At 67.6% G+C, this 16,717-nt stretch carries 12 protein-coding genes and 1 tRNA gene; 5 read left to right on the forward strand and 8 right to left on the reverse strand.

Features of this window, described 5'->3' with window-relative positions; translation table 11 throughout:
• The first annotated feature begins 80 nt into the window (after positions 1-80).
• A complete protein-coding gene (locus tag SPI01S_RS12315; RefSeq protein WP_066722649.1) occupies positions 81-1,793 on the forward strand; it encodes a hypothetical protein in 1,713 nt (570 codons plus the stop codon).
• Positions 1,794-1,808: 15 nt separating this feature from the next.
• On the opposite strand, the gene SPI01S_RS12320 is transcribed toward SPI01S_RS12315, so the two are convergent.
• From SPI01S_RS12320 to SPI01S_RS12330, 3 genes are all read right to left on the reverse strand, one after another.
• Entirely contained in the window at positions 1,809-2,282 is a 474-nt protein-coding gene (locus tag SPI01S_RS12320; RefSeq protein ID WP_066722651.1) for a YbjN domain-containing protein, read from the reverse strand.
• A gap of 64 nt (positions 2,283-2,346) precedes the next feature.
• A complete protein-coding gene (locus tag SPI01S_RS12325) occupies positions 2,347-3,141 on the reverse strand; it encodes an SDR family oxidoreductase (protein ID WP_066722654.1) in 795 nt (264 codons plus the stop codon).
• Positions 3,142-3,230: 89 nt separating this feature from the next.
• Positions 3,231-3,935 carry an NAD-dependent deacylase gene (locus SPI01S_RS12330; RefSeq protein WP_066722658.1) on the reverse strand — a complete coding sequence of 235 codons (705 nt, stop codon included), beginning with the start codon at positions 3,933-3,935 and terminating at the stop codon, positions 3,231-3,233.
• Between the two features lie 77 nt (positions 3,936-4,012).
• Between SPI01S_RS12330 and SPI01S_RS12335 the strand changes: the two genes are divergently transcribed.
• The 4 genes from SPI01S_RS12335 to SPI01S_RS12350 all read left to right on the forward strand — a co-directional run bounded on the left by SPI01S_RS12335 (position 4,013) and on the right by SPI01S_RS12350 (position 5,963).
• Positions 4,013-4,384: a hypothetical protein gene (locus tag SPI01S_RS12335; RefSeq protein WP_066722662.1), complete on the forward strand. Its 372-nt coding sequence runs from the start codon at positions 4,013-4,015 to the stop codon at positions 4,382-4,384.
• Positions 4,385-4,425: 41 nt separating this feature from the next.
• Positions 4,426-5,154, forward strand: a complete 729-nt coding sequence (dapB, locus tag SPI01S_RS12340) for a 4-hydroxy-tetrahydrodipicolinate reductase (RefSeq protein WP_066722664.1) — start codon at positions 4,426-4,428, stop codon at positions 5,152-5,154.
• Positions 5,151-5,816 (forward strand): endonuclease III, encoded by a 666-nt coding sequence (gene nth, locus SPI01S_RS12345; RefSeq protein WP_066722666.1) that lies wholly within the window; start codon positions 5,151-5,153, stop codon positions 5,814-5,816. The genes dapB and nth overlap by 4 nt, the downstream gene beginning before the upstream one ends.
• Positions 5,817-5,886: 70 nt before the next feature.
• Positions 5,887-5,963, forward strand: a tRNA-Arg gene (locus SPI01S_RS12350).
• Between the two features lie 193 nt (positions 5,964-6,156).
• Here the strand turns inward: SPI01S_RS12350 and SPI01S_RS12355 are convergent.
• The 5 genes from SPI01S_RS12355 to SPI01S_RS12375 all read right to left on the reverse strand — a co-directional run bounded on the left by SPI01S_RS12355 (position 6,157) and on the right by SPI01S_RS12375 (position 16,715).
• Positions 6,157-9,168, reverse strand: a complete 3,012-nt coding sequence (locus tag SPI01S_RS12355; RefSeq protein ID WP_245653578.1) for a TonB-dependent receptor domain-containing protein — start codon at positions 9,166-9,168, stop codon at positions 6,157-6,159.
• A 324-nt stretch (positions 9,169-9,492) separates the two neighbouring features.
• A complete protein-coding gene (locus SPI01S_RS12360; RefSeq protein WP_066722669.1) occupies positions 9,493-11,814 on the reverse strand; it encodes a GH92 family glycosyl hydrolase in 2,322 nt (773 codons plus the stop codon).
• A gap of 28 nt (positions 11,815-11,842) precedes the next feature.
• Positions 11,843-13,279, reverse strand: coding sequence for a glycoside hydrolase family 125 protein (locus SPI01S_RS12365; RefSeq protein WP_066722679.1), 1,437 nt, complete (start codon positions 13,277-13,279; stop codon positions 11,843-11,845).
• Between the two features lie 17 nt (positions 13,280-13,296).
• On the reverse strand, positions 13,297-15,633 hold the full coding sequence (locus SPI01S_RS12370; protein ID WP_157084670.1) for a GH92 family glycosyl hydrolase: 2,337 nt from the start codon (positions 15,631-15,633) through the stop codon (positions 13,297-13,299).
• A gap of 26 nt (positions 15,634-15,659) precedes the next feature.
• Positions 15,660-16,715 carry a glycoside hydrolase family 43 protein gene (locus SPI01S_RS12375; RefSeq protein ID WP_066722683.1) on the reverse strand — a complete coding sequence of 352 codons (1,056 nt, stop codon included), beginning with the start codon at positions 16,713-16,715 and terminating at the stop codon, positions 15,660-15,662.
• Positions 16,716-16,717 lie beyond the last annotated feature (2 nt).

The following is a 16,717-nucleotide window of genomic DNA, read 5'->3' on the forward strand; positions in this document are numbered from 1 at the left end:
ACAGGATCATCCCCCTCGGGCACATCGCCCGCGAACTGCTCACGGCCACGGCACGATGACCGCGCAACAAGGAGACGGCCATGTACGCCGCACCCATTCCTGAACCCAATCCCGAATCCGAACTGTCGCTCGCCCAGATCGAGGCGACGATCAGCCAGGTCGCCAGCAATCTCGATGCGCGGTTCGTCTCGGCGGGCGAGGCGCTGGCCCAGGCCTATGCGATCGTCGAGCGGCTGGTGAGTGCGCTCGAAGGCGTGACCAACGCGCTTGGCCGCGACGCGGCGGACGCGGCGGTCGAGAACATGCGCGCCACGGCGGATCGGCTGGAGCGGCTTCCCGCCGTGCAGGCGGCGCGCCAGACGGGGCTGGAAAGCATCGCCGCCGGCGCGCGGCCGCTGGCCCACCATATCTCCCAGGTGAAGCGCACGCTCGATTTCCTTCGCATTTGCGGCCTCAACATCAAGGTGGCGGCCGCCGGCCGCAACGGCTTCGCCGACTTCGCCGACACGATGAACGTCCGGCTCGACGTGGGCGAGGAGGAGATCGGCGGGATCGGCATCGAGATCGAACGGCTTACCGCCAGCATCCCCGCGCTGATCGAGGTCGATCGCCAGCTCGCCGCCGAATGCACCAAGGTGATCCCGCAGGTGCCGCGCAAGCTGGCCGCCGACGCAGAAGCGCTGCAGCGCCACCAGGCCGCCGATGCCGCGCGTGCCGCCCGCATCGCCGCCGTCGGGCGCGAGATCCACGGCCGGGTCGCGACCGCGATCGGCGCGATGCAGATCGGCGACATCACCCGTCAGCGGCTGGAACATGTCGCCACCGGGATTCGCACGCTGATCGCCTGGCGCGACGCCGCCGATCCGGCTGCCGCGATCCCGGTGGTCGGCCATATGGTCGCGCTGTTCGCCGCCCAGGCCTCGGACACGATCGAGGCGTTCCACACCGAATCGCAGCGGCTGGCGGAGAGCCTGCGCGGGATCGCGCCGAGCGCGACCCAGCTGCTGGAGATCAAGGCCGAGGGCGACCGCGAACAGAATGGCGACAACAGCGCCTTTCTCGGCGCGCTGGAAAAGAGCGTCGCCGACGTGGCGCAGGTGACCGCGCGCCTGCGCGACGCCGATGCGCGCGCCCAGACGCTGGGCGGCTCGACGTCGGACAGCGCCGAACGCCTCGCGCAGCGGCTGCGGGTGGTCCACCGGGTGAACCATGACGTGCACCTGATGGCGTGGAACACCGATCTTCGCTGCCACCGCCTCGGCGACGAAGGCAAGGCGCTGGCGATGGTCGCCTCGGAAATCCGAGGATTCGCGACGATGCTGGCGACGATCTCGGCCGAAATCCGGCAGTCGGTCGAATCGCTGGTCAGCGCGGTGACCGCGCTGCGCGACCCCGAGGCCGAGCATGGCGGCGACGCCGCCGAGGCGCTGACCGAGTCACTTGCCTGCATCCGCGACGGCGCCCAGCGCATGCGCACGGGCATGGCCGGGCTGAGCGAGGACGCGGCGGCGGTGTCGCGGATCCTGGAGACCACCACCAGCAATGTCGATTGCGAGGCCGCGTTCGGCGACTCGCTGCGCAGCGTGGTGCTGCAGCTCAAGCTGTTCGGCACGCCCTGCGCGGCCCCCGAAGGCGAAGTCGCGGCGGCGCTGGCCGAACTGCTGGATGGCATGGCGCGCAGCTACACCATGGCGCGCGAACGCGAGATCCACCACCGCTTCGCGCTGCCGGGCGGCGCCGCGTCCACGCCGTCGGCCATGGACGACGATGATGACGATGACGGGCTGTTCTGAGCCCGGCACCGCGCCTCACTTCTTCGGCGTCTCTTCCGTTTCGTTGACGTAATCGACAAAGCTGCCGACCAGCGAATCCCACAGCTCCAGGTTCTTCTGGAACAGCGTCGTGGACATCTGCTGGTCCTCGAAGTTCAGGTCGTACTCGATCGCGGCTTCGCCCTGATCGTCCGAATAGACGCGCGCGAAGCGGTGCTTCTGGTTCCAGGCGTTGGCACGGGCGGGCGACAGCTTGTTGGTCCAGCCCGCGTAGAACTGGATGTCCCCGCAGTTGCGGCCCTTCTCGCAGGTCATGAAGAAGATGGTGAACTTGTAGCCCTGCGCACCACTGCGGATGATAGGATCGCCGTCCTTGTCCTTGCTCAGCTCGGCCTTGTAGCCGGCATCCTGCAGCGCCTTGGCGATCGACTGCGGATCGGTGGACTTCACCTGCGCCTGCGCCGGCACCGCGGCCAGCAGGCCGAGCCCCATCAGCACCACCCTCTTCATGCAATTTCCTTCACTGTGTTACGCGAGCGTCGCCCGTATCGCGGAAGCGCGGTGCCTGCCAAGCCTAGCGTCGCCCCAGCCGGCTGCGCTGCGCCTGCTTGCGCAGCGCGCCCGGCATCCAGCGCGCCGCGAACCACAGCTTGCGCGCCGTCCTGCCGACCCGGGTATGCAGCACCGGGCCATGCACAGCCGCCCATGCCGCTTCGGCAACGTCGCCCACCGGCGAAATCTCCAGCCCCGCGCGCCGCACATTCTCGCGGATCAGCTGGTTGGAGCCGCCGGTCGGCTGGTCGAGCAGCGGCGTGTCGATGAACGCGGGCATCAGCGTGCGCACCTTCACGCCGGCGCCCGCCCATTCGCCGTCCAGTGCCTCGGCCAGCCCGCGCACCGCGAACTTGGTCGCCGAGTAGATCGCCGCCCCCGCCGCGCCATAGATGCCCGCCGCCGAGCTGGTGATCAGCATCACCGATCCCGGGGTCGCCGACAGGAGCGGAAAGCCGACATGCGCGCCGTGCACCACGCCGGTGAAGTTGACCGCGATGCATCGCTCCAGGTCGGCCGGGACGGTGGTGGCGAAAGGGCCGCTGGTGCCGATGCCCGCATTGTTGAACAGCACGTCCAGCCGCCCCCCGCTCGCCTCGGCGAAGGCCGCCAGCGCCGCCACCCACTGGTCGCGGTCGCGGACGTCGAGCAGGTGCGTTGTCGCCGCCCCCGCGGGCAGCATCGCTCTCGTTTCCTCGAGCCCCGCGGCGTTGACGTCCGCCAGCCCGACGCGCCAGCCGCGCTGCGCGAACAGCAGCGCCACCGCCCTGCCGATGCCCGACGCGCCGCCGGTAATGAAGATTGCCTGCTGGGTCATGCACCGCTCCCTGTCGCCGCGCCTTTCGCGACGCGTTGCCCGCATCCTTCCGCACCTTGCTGAGCAACGCCAGCAGGATGTTGCGGCGGTCAGGCCCCGGCGAGCAATTCCTCCACCCAGGCGGGGACGAGCGCGCCGGCCGGCCCCATCCGGCTCTCCTCGAACCAGTGGCTGCCGCCGGAGGGTTCCAGGTTCATCTCCAGCGTCGCCGCGCCGTAGTGCCGCGCGGTCTGGACGAAGCCGGCGGCTGGATAGACCGCACCCGAGGTGCCGATCGAAACGAACAGGTCCGCCGCGGCCAGCGCGGCCTCGATCCGCTCCATCTGGTAGGGCATCTCGCCGAAGAACACGATGTCCGGCCGCAGCGCCAGCATCCCGCAATTCGGGCATTCGGTCTCCGGGGGCAGCGCCTCGGCCCAGCCTTCGCGAATGCCGCAGGCGGCGCACAGCGCCGATCGCAGCTCGCCATGCATGTGGAGCAGGCGGGAGGCACCGGCCCGCTCGTGCAGGTCGTCGACATTCTGCGTGACGATCAGCAGGTCGCCCGGCCACGCCGCGTCGAGCCGCGCCAATGCATGGTGCGCAGCATTGGGTTCCACCGTGTCGAGCGCGGCGCGGCGAAGATCGTAGAAGCGGTGGACCAGCGCCGGGTCGCGCGCCAGCGCCTCGGGCGTGCAGACATCCTCGACGCGGTGCCCCTCCCACAAGCCGCCCGGGCCGCGAAAGGTGGCGATGCCGCTCTCGGCGGAAACGCCGGCGCCGGTGAGAATCACGAGATTGCGAAGCCTGGCCATGCCGGAACCCTAGGCCCGCCACAGCAGCGCCGCAAAGCTTGGTTTCTCTGTACGCCTCAAGGATCGGAGACAAGACCATGGCCGTGCTCGCCTTTGCCCTCCTCGCGATCCTCCCGCCGCAACAGGCGCGCGGCCCCGCCGGGGACGACGACGCGACGGGGCGCGCGTCCCGCCCGCTCACCCGGCAGCGCTGCCCGACCCAAACCAGATCCGACGAGATCATCGTGTGCAGGCGCGACGAACCCGATCGCTACCGCATCGGCCCGACGCTTCCCGCCACCGCCCAGCGGCGCGCGATCGACCCCGCGCTGCGCCTTCCCGGCGGCGGCGAGGTCCGGGCGGAGGCGCAGCAGCACAGCGCCGGCATCGCCTCCGTGCCGGCCGCATTCGTGACGCTGCGGATTCCGCTGGGCTCCAAGAAGAAAAAGCCCGGCGACGCGCAAAAATAGTCTCTGTCGTTTGGCCGCAGGATCGTGCAACAGCGCGGGCCATGACCAGCATCGGCATCTACGGCAGCATGGGGCGGATGGGCCAGGCGATCGCCGCCGCCCTTCCCGATTTCGGCGCCCGCCTGGCAGGCGGCACGGACGTGGGCGACGACCCTGTGGACGTGGCGCGCAAGGCCGATGTGATCGTCGACTTCTCGGCGCCCGCGGCACTGGAGGCCAATCTTGCCGCCGCTCGCGCCGCCCGCACGCCGATCGTGATCGGCACCACCGGCCTTGGCGAGCGCCACCACCGGATGATCGACGCCGCAGCGGCGGAAATCGCCGTGCTGCAGACCGGCAACACCTCGCTGGGCATCGGGCTGCTCTCGCGCCTGGTGCAGGAGGCCGCGGCGCGGCTCGGGCAGGACTGGGACATCGAGATCGTCGAGATGCACCACCGCAACAAGGCCGATGCGCCCTCCGGCACCGCACAGATGCTGGGCGCCGCCGCTGCCGAGGCGATGGGTACCACGCTCGCGGAGGCTGGCGTCAGCGATCGCGCCGGCCTCACCGGTCCGCGTGCCGCCGGCACCATCGGCATGGCGAGCCTGCGCGGCGGATCGGTGATCGGCGATCACACCGTGGTCTTCGCCAGCGACGGCGAGCGGATCGAGCTCACCCACCGCGCCGACGATCGTGCGATCTTCGCCAAGGGTGCGATCCGCGCCGCCTTGTGGCTGCCCGGCCGCGATGCCGGCCGCTACACCATGGCCGAGGTGCTCGGCGTGTGAAGAAGGCGCAGGTCGTCGAGTTCTTCGCGCGGCTGGCGGCGGACAATCCGCACCCCGAGACCGAGCTCGAATCGGTCAACACCTACACCCTGCTCGTGGCCGTGGTGCTCTCCGCCCAGGCGACCGACGCCGGCGTCAACAAGGCGACCCGGGCGCTGTTCGCGCACGTCGACACGCCCGAGAAGATGGTCGCGCTGGGCGAAGCCGGACTGAAGGACCACATCAAGACGATCGGCCTGTTCAACACCAAGGCCAAGAACGTCATCGCGCTTTCCGAGGCGCTGATCCGCGACCATGGCGGTGCAGTGCCGGCCGATCGCGACGCGCTGGAGCAGCTGCCCGGCGTGGGGCGCAAGACGGCCAATGTGGTGATGAACGTGGCGTTCGGGCACGAGACCTTCGCGGTCGACACGCACCTCTTCCGCGTCTGCAACCGCACCGGCCTCGCGCCCGGCAAGACGCCGCTGGCGGTGGAGCTGAAGCTGGAAAAGGTGGTGCCGCAGCCCTTCCGGCTGCACGCGCACCACTGGCTGATCCTGCACGGCCGCTACATCTGCAAGGCGCGCACGCCCGAATGCTGGCGATGCCCGGTGGCCGATTGCTGCGCATTCAAGCCGAAGACCCCGGCACCAAAGGCCAGGAAGGCCGCCGTGCCGGCCTGAGCTTTTGCATCGCGCCCTGCCGAAACGGGCTGGCGTTCGGCCGAATGCTTTGCTAGTCGGCCCTTTCCAGGCACCCGTAGCTCAGCTGGATAGAGCGCTGCCCTCCGAAGGCAGAGGCCACTGGTTCGAATCCAGTCGGGTGCACCAGCTTCCCACATCGATGGCATGCAAGAACCGGCTGGCGTTTCGGCTGAAACTTCCGGCGCGCGGCTCAGGCGAGCGTCGGGCCCTGTTCTGGCGCCGATGCGCCGGGGCAGATCGGCCTTACCCCTCCACCCCATGAAAAATCCCCCGGAGGCATGGCCTCCGGGGGACGGGAGCATAGCGTCGTGCCGTGCGGTTACAGGCGCAGCGAGATGCCAGCGACCAGCTGGCGGCCCAGCAGGTCGTAGCCCATGATCGTGTTGCCGCGCAGCAGGCCGATGCGGCTGCGGCTGTCCGGCACGATCGGCGGGTCGCGATCGAACAGGTTGTTCGCGGCGAGACGGAACGTCATGCGCTTGTTGACGTCGAAGGTCAGTGCCAGATCGAACCAGTCATATGCCTTGATGCCGGGGTACGCATCGCGCTTGTCGGCTTCCGGGAGCGCCGGGATGCCGGTGCTGGCAGGCGCATAGGCCGTCATCGGCATGCCGCTGCGGTGCCGCCAGTTGAGCGACACGCTGGCGACGCGGCTCGGCGCCGTCCAGGTGGTGCGGAACTGGTGCGCCCAGGTCGGCATGCTCTCACCGCAACCGCTACCATAATAGCCGGTGCAGTCGCGCGGCGTGATGTCCGGCGCGCCCTGGCTGCCCACGAGCGTCATCAGCGTGCCGTTGAAGCTCATGTCGAGCGAACCGACGTTGCCCAGGCCGACATTATACTGGCCCTGGAAGTCCCAGCCGTGCGACTTGGACCGATAGCCGTTGGTCGAACCGCGCGAAACCCAGCCGGTCGAGGGGCTGGTCGTCGGCGAGCTGGACAGCGTGCCGTCGGCGTTGCGCTTGATGCCACGGCAATAATAGTCGTTGCCGGTGGTGAGGCAGCCGTTGAGCCAGTCGAGCGGGTTGAAGAACTCGAGCTGATCCTCCAGGTCGATTAGCCAGCGATCGACCGATACCGTGAGGCCCTTGACGAAGCGCGGGGTGAGCACGACGCCGAAGGTCTTGGTGTAGGCCGTTTCAGGCCGCAGCGCGAACCCGCCCTCGCGAACGGTGCAGGCATCGTTCGGGCAGATCAGCGTGGCGCTGTTGTAGAGGTTCGTCGGCAGGCCGGTGTTGGCGCACTGCTGCGCCGAGAAACGCGACGGGACGCGGGGGCCGTTCGGGTTTGCTCCGTCGATCTGCGGAGCGCAAGGATCTGCGTAGAAACCCGTGTTCCAGAAGATGTTGGCTGCATTGGCCGCCGCGCCGACACCCGGTGCCGCCTGCGACTTGTTGTACGAGCCGCGGAAGGTGATGTCCTCGACGGGCGACCAGATGCCCTCGATCTTCCAGGTGCCGAACTTGTTGTCCAGGCGGTTGTACTTGGACAGACGATAGCCGGCGTTCAGCTGGAGCAGATGCGTCCAGGACTGGCGCTCGACCAGCGGGGCCGAGAGCTCGACATTGCCTTCCAGGATCGTCTGGGTAGCGCGGCTGTTAGCGCCGCTACCATTATTCTGGCGGAAGACGTCGTTATAGTCCGTACGATCCATCTCGTCGCGATATTCGGCGCCGACCGCGACGGCGAGGCCTTGTTCTGCGAAGGGCGACGTGATCCCGTACTTGCCGAGATCGCCACTTACGGTGCCGACGAACTGCAAGAGGCGCGGAATGCGCTTGGCGATGCCGCCCGAAGCATCCCCGTAGATATAGCGGTTCAGCGCTGCGTCGTTGTTGAACGGCGCGAATGCATTGAACGGTACACAGCTAGGATCCGCACCGTTGACGACCGAACGGCAGGTCGGGCGACCATTCACATTGACCACATCGAGCGCACGGTTAACCTTCGCGAAATCCGCGAAGGGCTCGTCGATCGTTTCGAGCTGCGCACGCGACAACATGCCTGCTACATCATAGGACCAGACATCGTCCAGAACCCGGCCACGCAGGCCGGCGGTGATGCGATAGCCGGCATTGATGTACTGCTGGCGAACCAGCGGCTGCGAATCGAAGCGATAGCGCAGGTCGAAGGTGCCGTACTGGGTCGCCACGCCCGCATTGGCACCGCAAAGCGTCGTTGCCTGGGACGCCGAAAGGAAGGGGTTGTCGCAGTTCACCCGGTACGGATCCGTACCATAGGCACCAAAATTATAGGTCCGATTGAGGATCGTGTTGTACGACTTGTCGCGATACCATAGTACGTTGCTGTACAGTTCGACATGGTCGTCGAGCTGCGCGGTCAGGAAGCCGCCTGCGTTGACGCGGTGGAACGGGCGCTGGAAGGCATGATCGTCATACGGGTTGGCCGAGGTACCGGCCGGGCCGCTGTTGATCGGAATAAAGGTGCCGTTGCCGCTGGGGTTGTTGACCAGCACCTGCCCGGCGAACGCGCCCGACTGCGGAATGATGGTGCCCGCCGGCGTAAACGACGCGCGCGAACAGCCGAGCGGCGAGGTGCGGCTGCTGGTCACCACTTCGCAGACCGCGTTGGAGCGATCGCGCAGGCGGACCAGGCTCGACTCGCGATAGTCGGCAAAGGCGGAGATGTTGACGCGCCCGTCGAACAGGTTGGTGCCGGCGGCGATGCTGACATCGGCGCGGCCGCCGTCGTTCTTCATGCCCAGCGGCGAATTGAAGCCGGCGCGAGCGGCTGCTTCGGTCACCGCGCTGGCGCGGTTGTTGTGGTTGAAGAAGCTGTAGTTGCCGTCGATGCGGATGCCGGAGAAGTTCTTCTTCATGACGAAGTTGACCACGCCCGCGACCGCGTCCGATCCGTAGACCGAAGAGGCACCGCCGGTCAGCACGTCGATCCGGTCGACCAGCGCGTTCGGGATGATGCCCACATCGACCGAGTTGGCCAGGCCGATGCGCATGCCGTCGATCAGCATCAGCGTGCGCTCATAGCCCAGGCTGCGCAGCTTGATGCGCTGGCGGCCTTCGGAGTCGCTGAAATTCTGCTCGGAATTGACCTGGACCTGCGGCAGGCGGTTGGTCACTTCCTCGATCGTGGTCGCACCCTGCGCGGCGATCTCGGCGGCGGTGGTGGTGGCGATCGGCGCGGCCGAACGGTTGTTCAGCCGAACGATGCGCGTGCCGGTGACGATGATCGGGCCACCCGCGTCGTCCTGGCCCGATTCCGCCAGCTTGGCCGAGGCGACCGGATCGCCGATCGAGACCGGCGGACTGTCATTGGTCTGTGCAGCGGCAGGCACCGCCATCAGCGCGGCCACGCAACAACTGCTGGCCCAAACTCCCCTTAACATCATGAAAAAGTCCCCTCTTGCTGACCAAGAATCCAGGACATCCGGCGTGTCGGGAAACCGCCACGCCCCGGGGGGGAAGCACGGTTAGCGGACCACGGCCGCTTCAGATCCCGACAAGCCTTTCCGGACTTGGTTACCAGAAGGTGTCATGCTGGTTTCGTACCCGCAACATACAGGTTACCGAAAAACGCAATTTGGTTACGATATTTTGCGCGCCGTTGCCAAAAGGTTACAATCTGGTCTTATTTCAATCGATTTACGGGGCGCAGCGCTGCGCCCCGTGGCACCAAATCACCCGGACAGACGGCCGAAAGAAGGAGGCCGATCGGCTTTCTCCGCACCAAATCGAGACGGCCTGGCACCCATGGTGAAGACCAGCTCGCCGCCGCGTGCCAGATCGGCATGGCCGATCCAGTTGCGCGTCCAGGGCTTGCCGTTCCAGGTTACGGATTGGACATAGGGCCGGTCCGCAGCATTGCCGACCGCGCGGATGCGCAGGCTGCGCCCGCCGCCCAGCTGCAGCTCGGCACGGTCGAACAGCGGCGAGCCGAACACATAGACGCCGCTCACCGGATCGACCGGATAGAAGCCGAGCGCGCTGAGGATGAACCAGGCGCTGGTCTGGCCGCAATCATCGTTGCCGATCACGCCGTCCGGATCGGCCTTGTACATCTCGTTGCACAGGCGGCGCACCATCGCCTGGGTCTTCCACGGCGCACCGGCATAGGCATAGAGATAGGCGACGTGCTGGTTGGGCTCGTTGCCATGCGCATACTGGCCGACCAGGCCGGAGATGTCCGGCGGAGCATTCTTGGGCAGCGTCGACGGCGCGGTGAACAGCGCATCGAGCTTCGCCTCGAACCTGGCGTCGCCGCCGAACAGGTCGATCAGCCCGTAGACGTCGTGCTGGTTGAGGAAGGTCGCCTGCCAGCCATTGGCCTCGGTATAGTCGCGCTGCTTGTCGGGGTTGTGGCCCAGCTGGATCGGATCATAGTCCTTCCACCAGCTGCCGTCGGTGAAGCGCGGACGCGCGAAGCCGATCTCGGTGCTGATCACGTTGCGATAGTTCTGCGCGCGCTTGCGCAGCGCCGCCGCATCGTCGTGCGCGCCGGCCGCATCGGCGAGCACGGCCATCGCCCAGTCGTCATAGGCATATTCCTGGGTGCGGCTGACCGACTCCCAGATCTCGTCGGCGGGCACATAGCCGAGATCGTAATAGAAGCCGCGGCCGAGCGTGCTGTCGATGTCCGGGAAGGTGCGGTCGAAGGCGCGCGCGCGGATCTTCGGCCAGGCGGCGGCATAATCGGCCTGGATGCACTTGTTGCGCGCTTCCGCCAGCACCGACACGGCGTGCCAGCCGATCATGCACGCGGTCTCGACGCCCTGGAGCGGCCAGACCGGTGGGCCATAGGGGCTTTGCTGGGTCTGGCGGACGAGATCCTGGGTGAAGCGCGCTGCCATGTCCGGACGGATCAGGGTGAGCAGCGGGTGCAGCGCGCGGTACGTGTCCCACAGCGAATAGGTGCTGTAGGCGGGCGCGTCGCTCGGCGCCTGGTGGACCTGCCGGTCGAGCCCGACATAGCGGCCGTCGCGATCGGTGAAGAGCGTCGGCGACAGCGAGGCGTGGTAGAGCGCGCTGGCCATGATCGTGCGGTGCGCGGGCGAGCCGCCCTCGACGCGGATGCTGTCCAGCTCGCGCGTCCAGCTGCGCGCCGCGGCGGCGCGGGTGGCGTCGAACGCCCAGCCGGGCGCCTCGGCCGCGAGCGCCGCCTTGGCCCCCGCGACGTCGACCGCCGAGATGCCGGTCTTGATCTCGATCGGCGCCGAACCCGCATCGTCGAAGAAGAAGGCGACCTTGAGCCGCTTGCCGGTGACGCCGGTAGCGCCCGCAGGCGCGGGCGCATCGTCGTCGCCGAAGAACTGCACGCGGCTCGGCTTGCGCGACAGCTGCATGGCGAAGTGGATGTGCCGCCCCTTGGCCCAGCGATTGACCTTGCGGCTGCCGGTGAGCAGCCCGTCCGGCGAGAGCGCGAGCGACGCGTCCTCGACCAGCGTGCCCTTGTCCCAGCTGTCGATGATCGCATGGGCGAAATCGATCAGCAGGTACCCCTCGCCGGCCGGGAAAGTGTAGCGATGCTGGCCGGTCCGCTCGGTGACGGTCAGCTCGGCGAGCACGCCCGATTCGAGGCGGACGCGGTAATAGCCGGGCTCGGCATGCTCGTCCGAATAATGCTGGCGATAGCCGCCCTCGGGCTTGTCCAGCGTGCCGGGCGTGAGCTTGAGCGGCCCGCGGCGCGGCACCACCAGCACGTCGAGCATGTCGCCGATGCCGGTGCCCGAGAGGTGGGTATGGGAGAAGCCCATGATCGTGGCATCCCCCTTGTGATAGCCCGAGCAGGAGTCCCAGCGGCTGTTGTCGGTATCCGGTCCCAGCTGGACCATGCCGAAGGGCAGCGCCGGACCGGGGAAGGTATGGCCGTGGCCCCCGGTACCGATGAACAGGTCGGGCCGCGCGGCCTGATAGGCGGCGGACCAGGCGGTGCGCGGAAGGGCTGCGGCAATGGCCGCGGTGCCGCTGCCGAGCAGCAATTGGCGACGTGTGGCGATGGTCATGGGCATCGGCTCCGAAGGATAAGAAGGATTAGTATTGACGGGCGAGCAGCGCAGGCCGTCGCCGCTCGAGGTCGAGGATCAGGTCGCCGAACAGCCCGTTGGTCCAGGCGAACCAGGCGCGGGTGAACTTGGCGGGATCGTCCTTGTGGAAGCTCTCGTGCATGAAGCCGGTGCCGCCATGCGTGGTCTTCAGCCAGGCGAGGCACTGGGCGATCACCGCATCGTCGTCGCTGTTCAGCGCATGGGTGATGATCGACATCGGCCAGATCATGTCGAGCCCGATATGCGGCCCGCCGATTCCCTTCGCGGCCTTGCCCTCGAAATAATAGGGGTTGCGGTCGCTCCAGGCGAGGTCGGCGGTGCGGCGGAACAGCGGATCGTCGCGGCGCGCGGCGTCGATCATCGCCAGGCCCGAGAGGCTGGGGACATTGGCGTCGTCCATGAAGATCCAGTTGCCGAAGCCGTCGATCTCATAGGCCCAGACCGTGCCGCCCCTGCCGTCCGGCACCAGCGCGTGGGCATGCAGCGCCTTCTCGACCTCGTCGGCGAGCGCTTCGGCTTCCCTGGCCGCGGCCTCGTCGCCGCGCGTCTCGCGGTGCAGCTGCGCGACCTTGCGCAGCGCCGAGACCGCGAAGAGGTTGGAGGGGATCAGGAACGGATAGACGCAGGCGTCGTCCGAGGGGCGGAACATCGAGTGGATCAGGCCGATCTTGCGGGTCGGCGCGCCATAGCCGCCCATCGGCACGCTGTCGGTCGGCGCCACCGCCTGGCGCTGGAAGTGATAGGGCCCCGGCCCGTTCTTGCGCTGCTGCACGCGGAAGGTCTCGACCGCGAGCTTGGCACCCTGCGACCAGAGATCGTCGAACGGCGTCTTGTCGCGGGTGTGCGTCCAATAGGCATGCGCGATCCGCATCGTGTAGCAGAGCGAATCGATCTCCCATTTCCGCTCGGCGACGCCGGGCTTCATGTCGGTCACGTCGACCTGCGACCATTCGAGGCTCGACTTGGCCTTGGGATCCTTCTCGAACGCGTTGGCATAGGGATCGACCAGGATGCAGCGCGCCTGGCGCTGGATCAGCCCCTGGAACAGCCGCCGCAGCGCGGGATCCTGGCCCGCGAGATGGACATAGGTCTGCGCCTGCGCCGAGCTGTCGCGCAGCCACATCGCGTTGATGTCACCGGTGATGATGAAGGTGTCCGGCCGGCCGTCGAGCGTGCCGATCTCCACCGTGGTGTCGAGGGTGTTCGGGTAGCAATTCTCGAACAGCCAGGCGAGTTCGGGGTCGGCGATGTGCGCCTTCACCCGGGCGATTTCCGCCTCCACCGCCTTGCTGACGAAGCGGCGCTTGGCCGCCGGCGGGCGCTTGCTGACGAAGCCCGCGGCGGCGCGCGCGGCGCCCGGCAGTGCGGCGGCGGCACCCAGCGCCGCAGCGCCTGCCATCAGCGAACGTCGATCGAAATGCATGCCAGTCTCCCCCGCGCTCACTTGGGCGCGCTCATCGAGAAGGGCGCATCGGCCTTGCGCGCCCCCCAGTTCTTGTTCGGCACCGGCCCCATCACGAAGCGCAGCGTGCCGCCGGCCTGCAGCGCCTCGCGCGACAGCCACGGCTTGGTGTAGGCGCGGCCGTTCAGCGTGGCCGACTGGATATAGACATTCTCGGCGCTGTTGTTGGCCGCCTCGATCGTCAGCAGCTTGCCGCCCGGCATGGTCAGCTGGACGTTGCGGAACAGCGGGCTGCCGATCGCATACTGCCCGACGGTCGGCGTCACCGGATAGAAGCCCAGCGCCGAGAAGACATACCAGGCCGAGGTCTGGCCGTTATCCTCGTCGCCCGGATAGCCGTCCGGCGTCGGGGCATAGAGGCGGCGCATCACGTCGCGCGCGTGGAACTGCGTCTTCCACGGCGCGCCGGCCCAGTCATAGAGATAGATCATGTGCTGGATCGGCTGGTTGCCATGGGCGTACTGCCCCATGTCGACGATCTGCATCTCGCGGATCTCGTGGATCACCTGGCCGTAATAGCTGTCGTCGAAGATCGGCGCGGTGGAGAACACCGAGTCCAGCCGGTCGACGAACTTGGCGTCGCCGCCCATCAGGTCGATCAGGCCCTGCACGTCCTGCATCACCGACCAGCTGTAATGCAGCGCATTGCCCTCGGTGAAGGCATCGCCCCATTTGTAGGGATTGAACGGCGTCGCCCACGATCCGTCCTTGTTGCGGCCGCGCATCCAGCCGCTCTCGGGATCGTAGAGCTTGCGGAAGTTCTGCGCGCGCTCGGCATAGCGGCGGGCATCGTCCTTCTTGCCCAGCGCCGCGGCGAGGCGCGACAGCGAGAAGTCGGCGGTGGCGTATTCCAGGGTGCGCGCAGCATTCTCGTTGATGCCGACATCATAGGGCACATAGCCGAGCTGGTTGTAGAGTTCGGCACCCTCGCGGCCGACCGCGCTCACGACATTGCCGTTCTTGTCCTTCGGCCGCCCCTGGCTGGTCGTCGCGTTCTTGACCATCGCCTCATACAGCGGCTCGATATCGAAGCCGCGCACGCCGCTCAGATACGCATCGGCGATCAGGTTCGCCGAGTTGGAGCCGATCATCACGTCGCGATAGCCGGGGCTCGCCCATTCGGGCAGCCAGCCGCCTTCCTTATAGGTGTTGACCAGGCCCTGCAGGATCTCGGCATCGCGCTCGCGGTACATCAGCGCGAACCACGGGAAGACCGCACGCCACGTGTCCCAGAAGCCGTTGTCGGTGTACATGGGACCAGGATGCACCTGCCCATCATAGGGGCTGTAGTGCACCTGCCGGCCTTGGGCGTCGATCTCGTAGAACATGCGCGGGAATTGCAGCATGCGGTAGAGCGCCGAATAGAAGGTGCGGCGGTTGTCGAGATTGGGGTCGGTCACGCGGACGCGGCCGAGCTCCTTCTCCCACGCCGCCTTGGCCTTGGCCTTGGTCTGCTCGAAGCCGTCGCCGCCGATTTCGCTGGCGAGGTTCCGCTCGGCCTGTTCGGGGCTGATGAACGACGAGGCGACCTTTACCTGGACCTGCTCGCCCGCGCGGGTGGCGAAGCTCACCACCGCGCCGACATGGTTGCCCTCGCGCTGCGCGTCGGCGGTCAGCTGCCAGTTGTCGTCCCAGCTGCGGGTGACGGTGAAGTCATGGTCGAACTCGGCGACGAAATAGTTGCGGAAATTGGCCGGCACGCCGCCATGGTTGTTGCGGACCCAGCCGGAGATGCGGCGGCGCGCGCGGTCGATCGTGACGCTCGATCCGCCGGCGAACGCGTCGAGCACGATGTGCGCGTCGTCGGCCTTGGGGAAGGTGAAGCGGAACTGCGCGGCGCGCGCGGTAGGCGCGACTTCCGCCGTCACGTCATAGTCGGCGAGGTAGACGCGGTAGCTGTACGGGTGGCTCTCCTCGGCCTTGTGGCTGTACCAGGAGGCGCGCTCGGCCTCGCGGATCCGCACCGGGCCGGTCTCCGCCATCAGCGAAAACGCGGCATAGTCGTTCATCCACGGGCTGGGCTGGTGGGTCTGCTTGATGCCGTTGATCTTGTTGTCATGGTACATATAGCCCCAGCCGCTGCCGGGCTTGCCGGTAACCGGCGTCCAGAAGTTCATCCCCCAGGGCACGGCCACCGCGGGATAGGTGTTGCCGTAGGACAGCTCATAGGTGGAATCGGTGCCCATCAGCGGGTTGACCAGATCGACCAGCGCCTCGCCGCGATCGGATTGCTGCGCGACGGCAGGCAGCGTGGCGACGCTGGCGAGAAGCGCGAAGGCGGCGGCGCGGAGCGGCTTGGCGGAGAACAGGGGCACGAGGGTTCCTTTGGCTGGGCGCGTCGTCAATGGGGGCGGCGGCGCAGCGGCTCGGGCGCCACGCCTTCGTTGGTCAGCCGGACCGGCTGGATGCTGCCGTCCGGGTTGAAGGTCATCCGCTCGATCGCGAGTTCGCGGTGCTCGCCCTCCCGGTCGGCCAGCGGGCGGCGGTGATAGGCGATGTACCAGCGATCGGTGCCGGGCACGTTGACTACGGAGTGGTGCCCCGCCCCGCGCGCGATCCTGGGATCTTCCTGGAGGATCGTGCCGCGCGGCGTGAACGGGCCCGTGGGGCTGGACCCGGTGGCATAGGCGACGCGGTAGTCGGAGCCCGTCCATTCGCCTTCGGACCACATCAGGTAATAGACGCCCTTGCGCTGGATGACGAAGGAGCCCTCGACATAGCCCGGCGGGGTGATCTCCTTCCAGGTCGAACCGTCGGGATAGGGCAGCACGCGGCGCAGGTCCTTGCTCAGCCGCACCACGTTGCAGTGCCGCCAGCCGCCATAATAGAGATAGACCTGCCCGTCGCTGTCGCGGAACACGAAGGGGTCGATCGGCTGCGCGCCATTGTGGAAGCCGCCGATCAGCGGCTTGCCGATCGCATCGCGGAACGGCCCGCCGGGCTTGTCGCTGACCGCGAGGCCGATGCCGCCTTCTTCCTTGTCGCTCTGGATGTCGTTGGCGGCGAAGAACATGTAATAGCGCCCCTCCGCCTCGATCACCGAGGGCGCCCAGATCGCATAGGCGGCCCAGGAGATTCGCGTCACGTCGAGGACGTGGGAATGCTTGGTCCAGTGGACGAGATCGGGCGAGGAGAAGGCGTTGAAGAAGGTCTGGTAGGCGTAGGAAGGCCGCACGGTCTTGCGCTGCCGGGCCTTTTCCTGCGCGGGCGTGAAACGGCGCGACCGATCGGGGGCACCGTCATCCGCCGAATAGGTGGGGTAGATCCAGTATTGCCCGTCGAACACCCGGATCTCGGGATCGGCATACCAGCCGCGCACGATCGGGTTGGACGCGGAGGCGGCGAGCGGCGCCAGCAGGGCGAGTAGGGCGAGCGCCCGGCGGAGCTTTGATCGCATGC

The organism is Sphingomonas pituitosa NBRC 102491, from assembly GCF_001598435.1.
In the GTDB taxonomy this organism is placed as follows: Bacteria; Pseudomonadota; Alphaproteobacteria; order Sphingomonadales; family Sphingomonadaceae; genus Sphingomonas; species Sphingomonas pituitosa.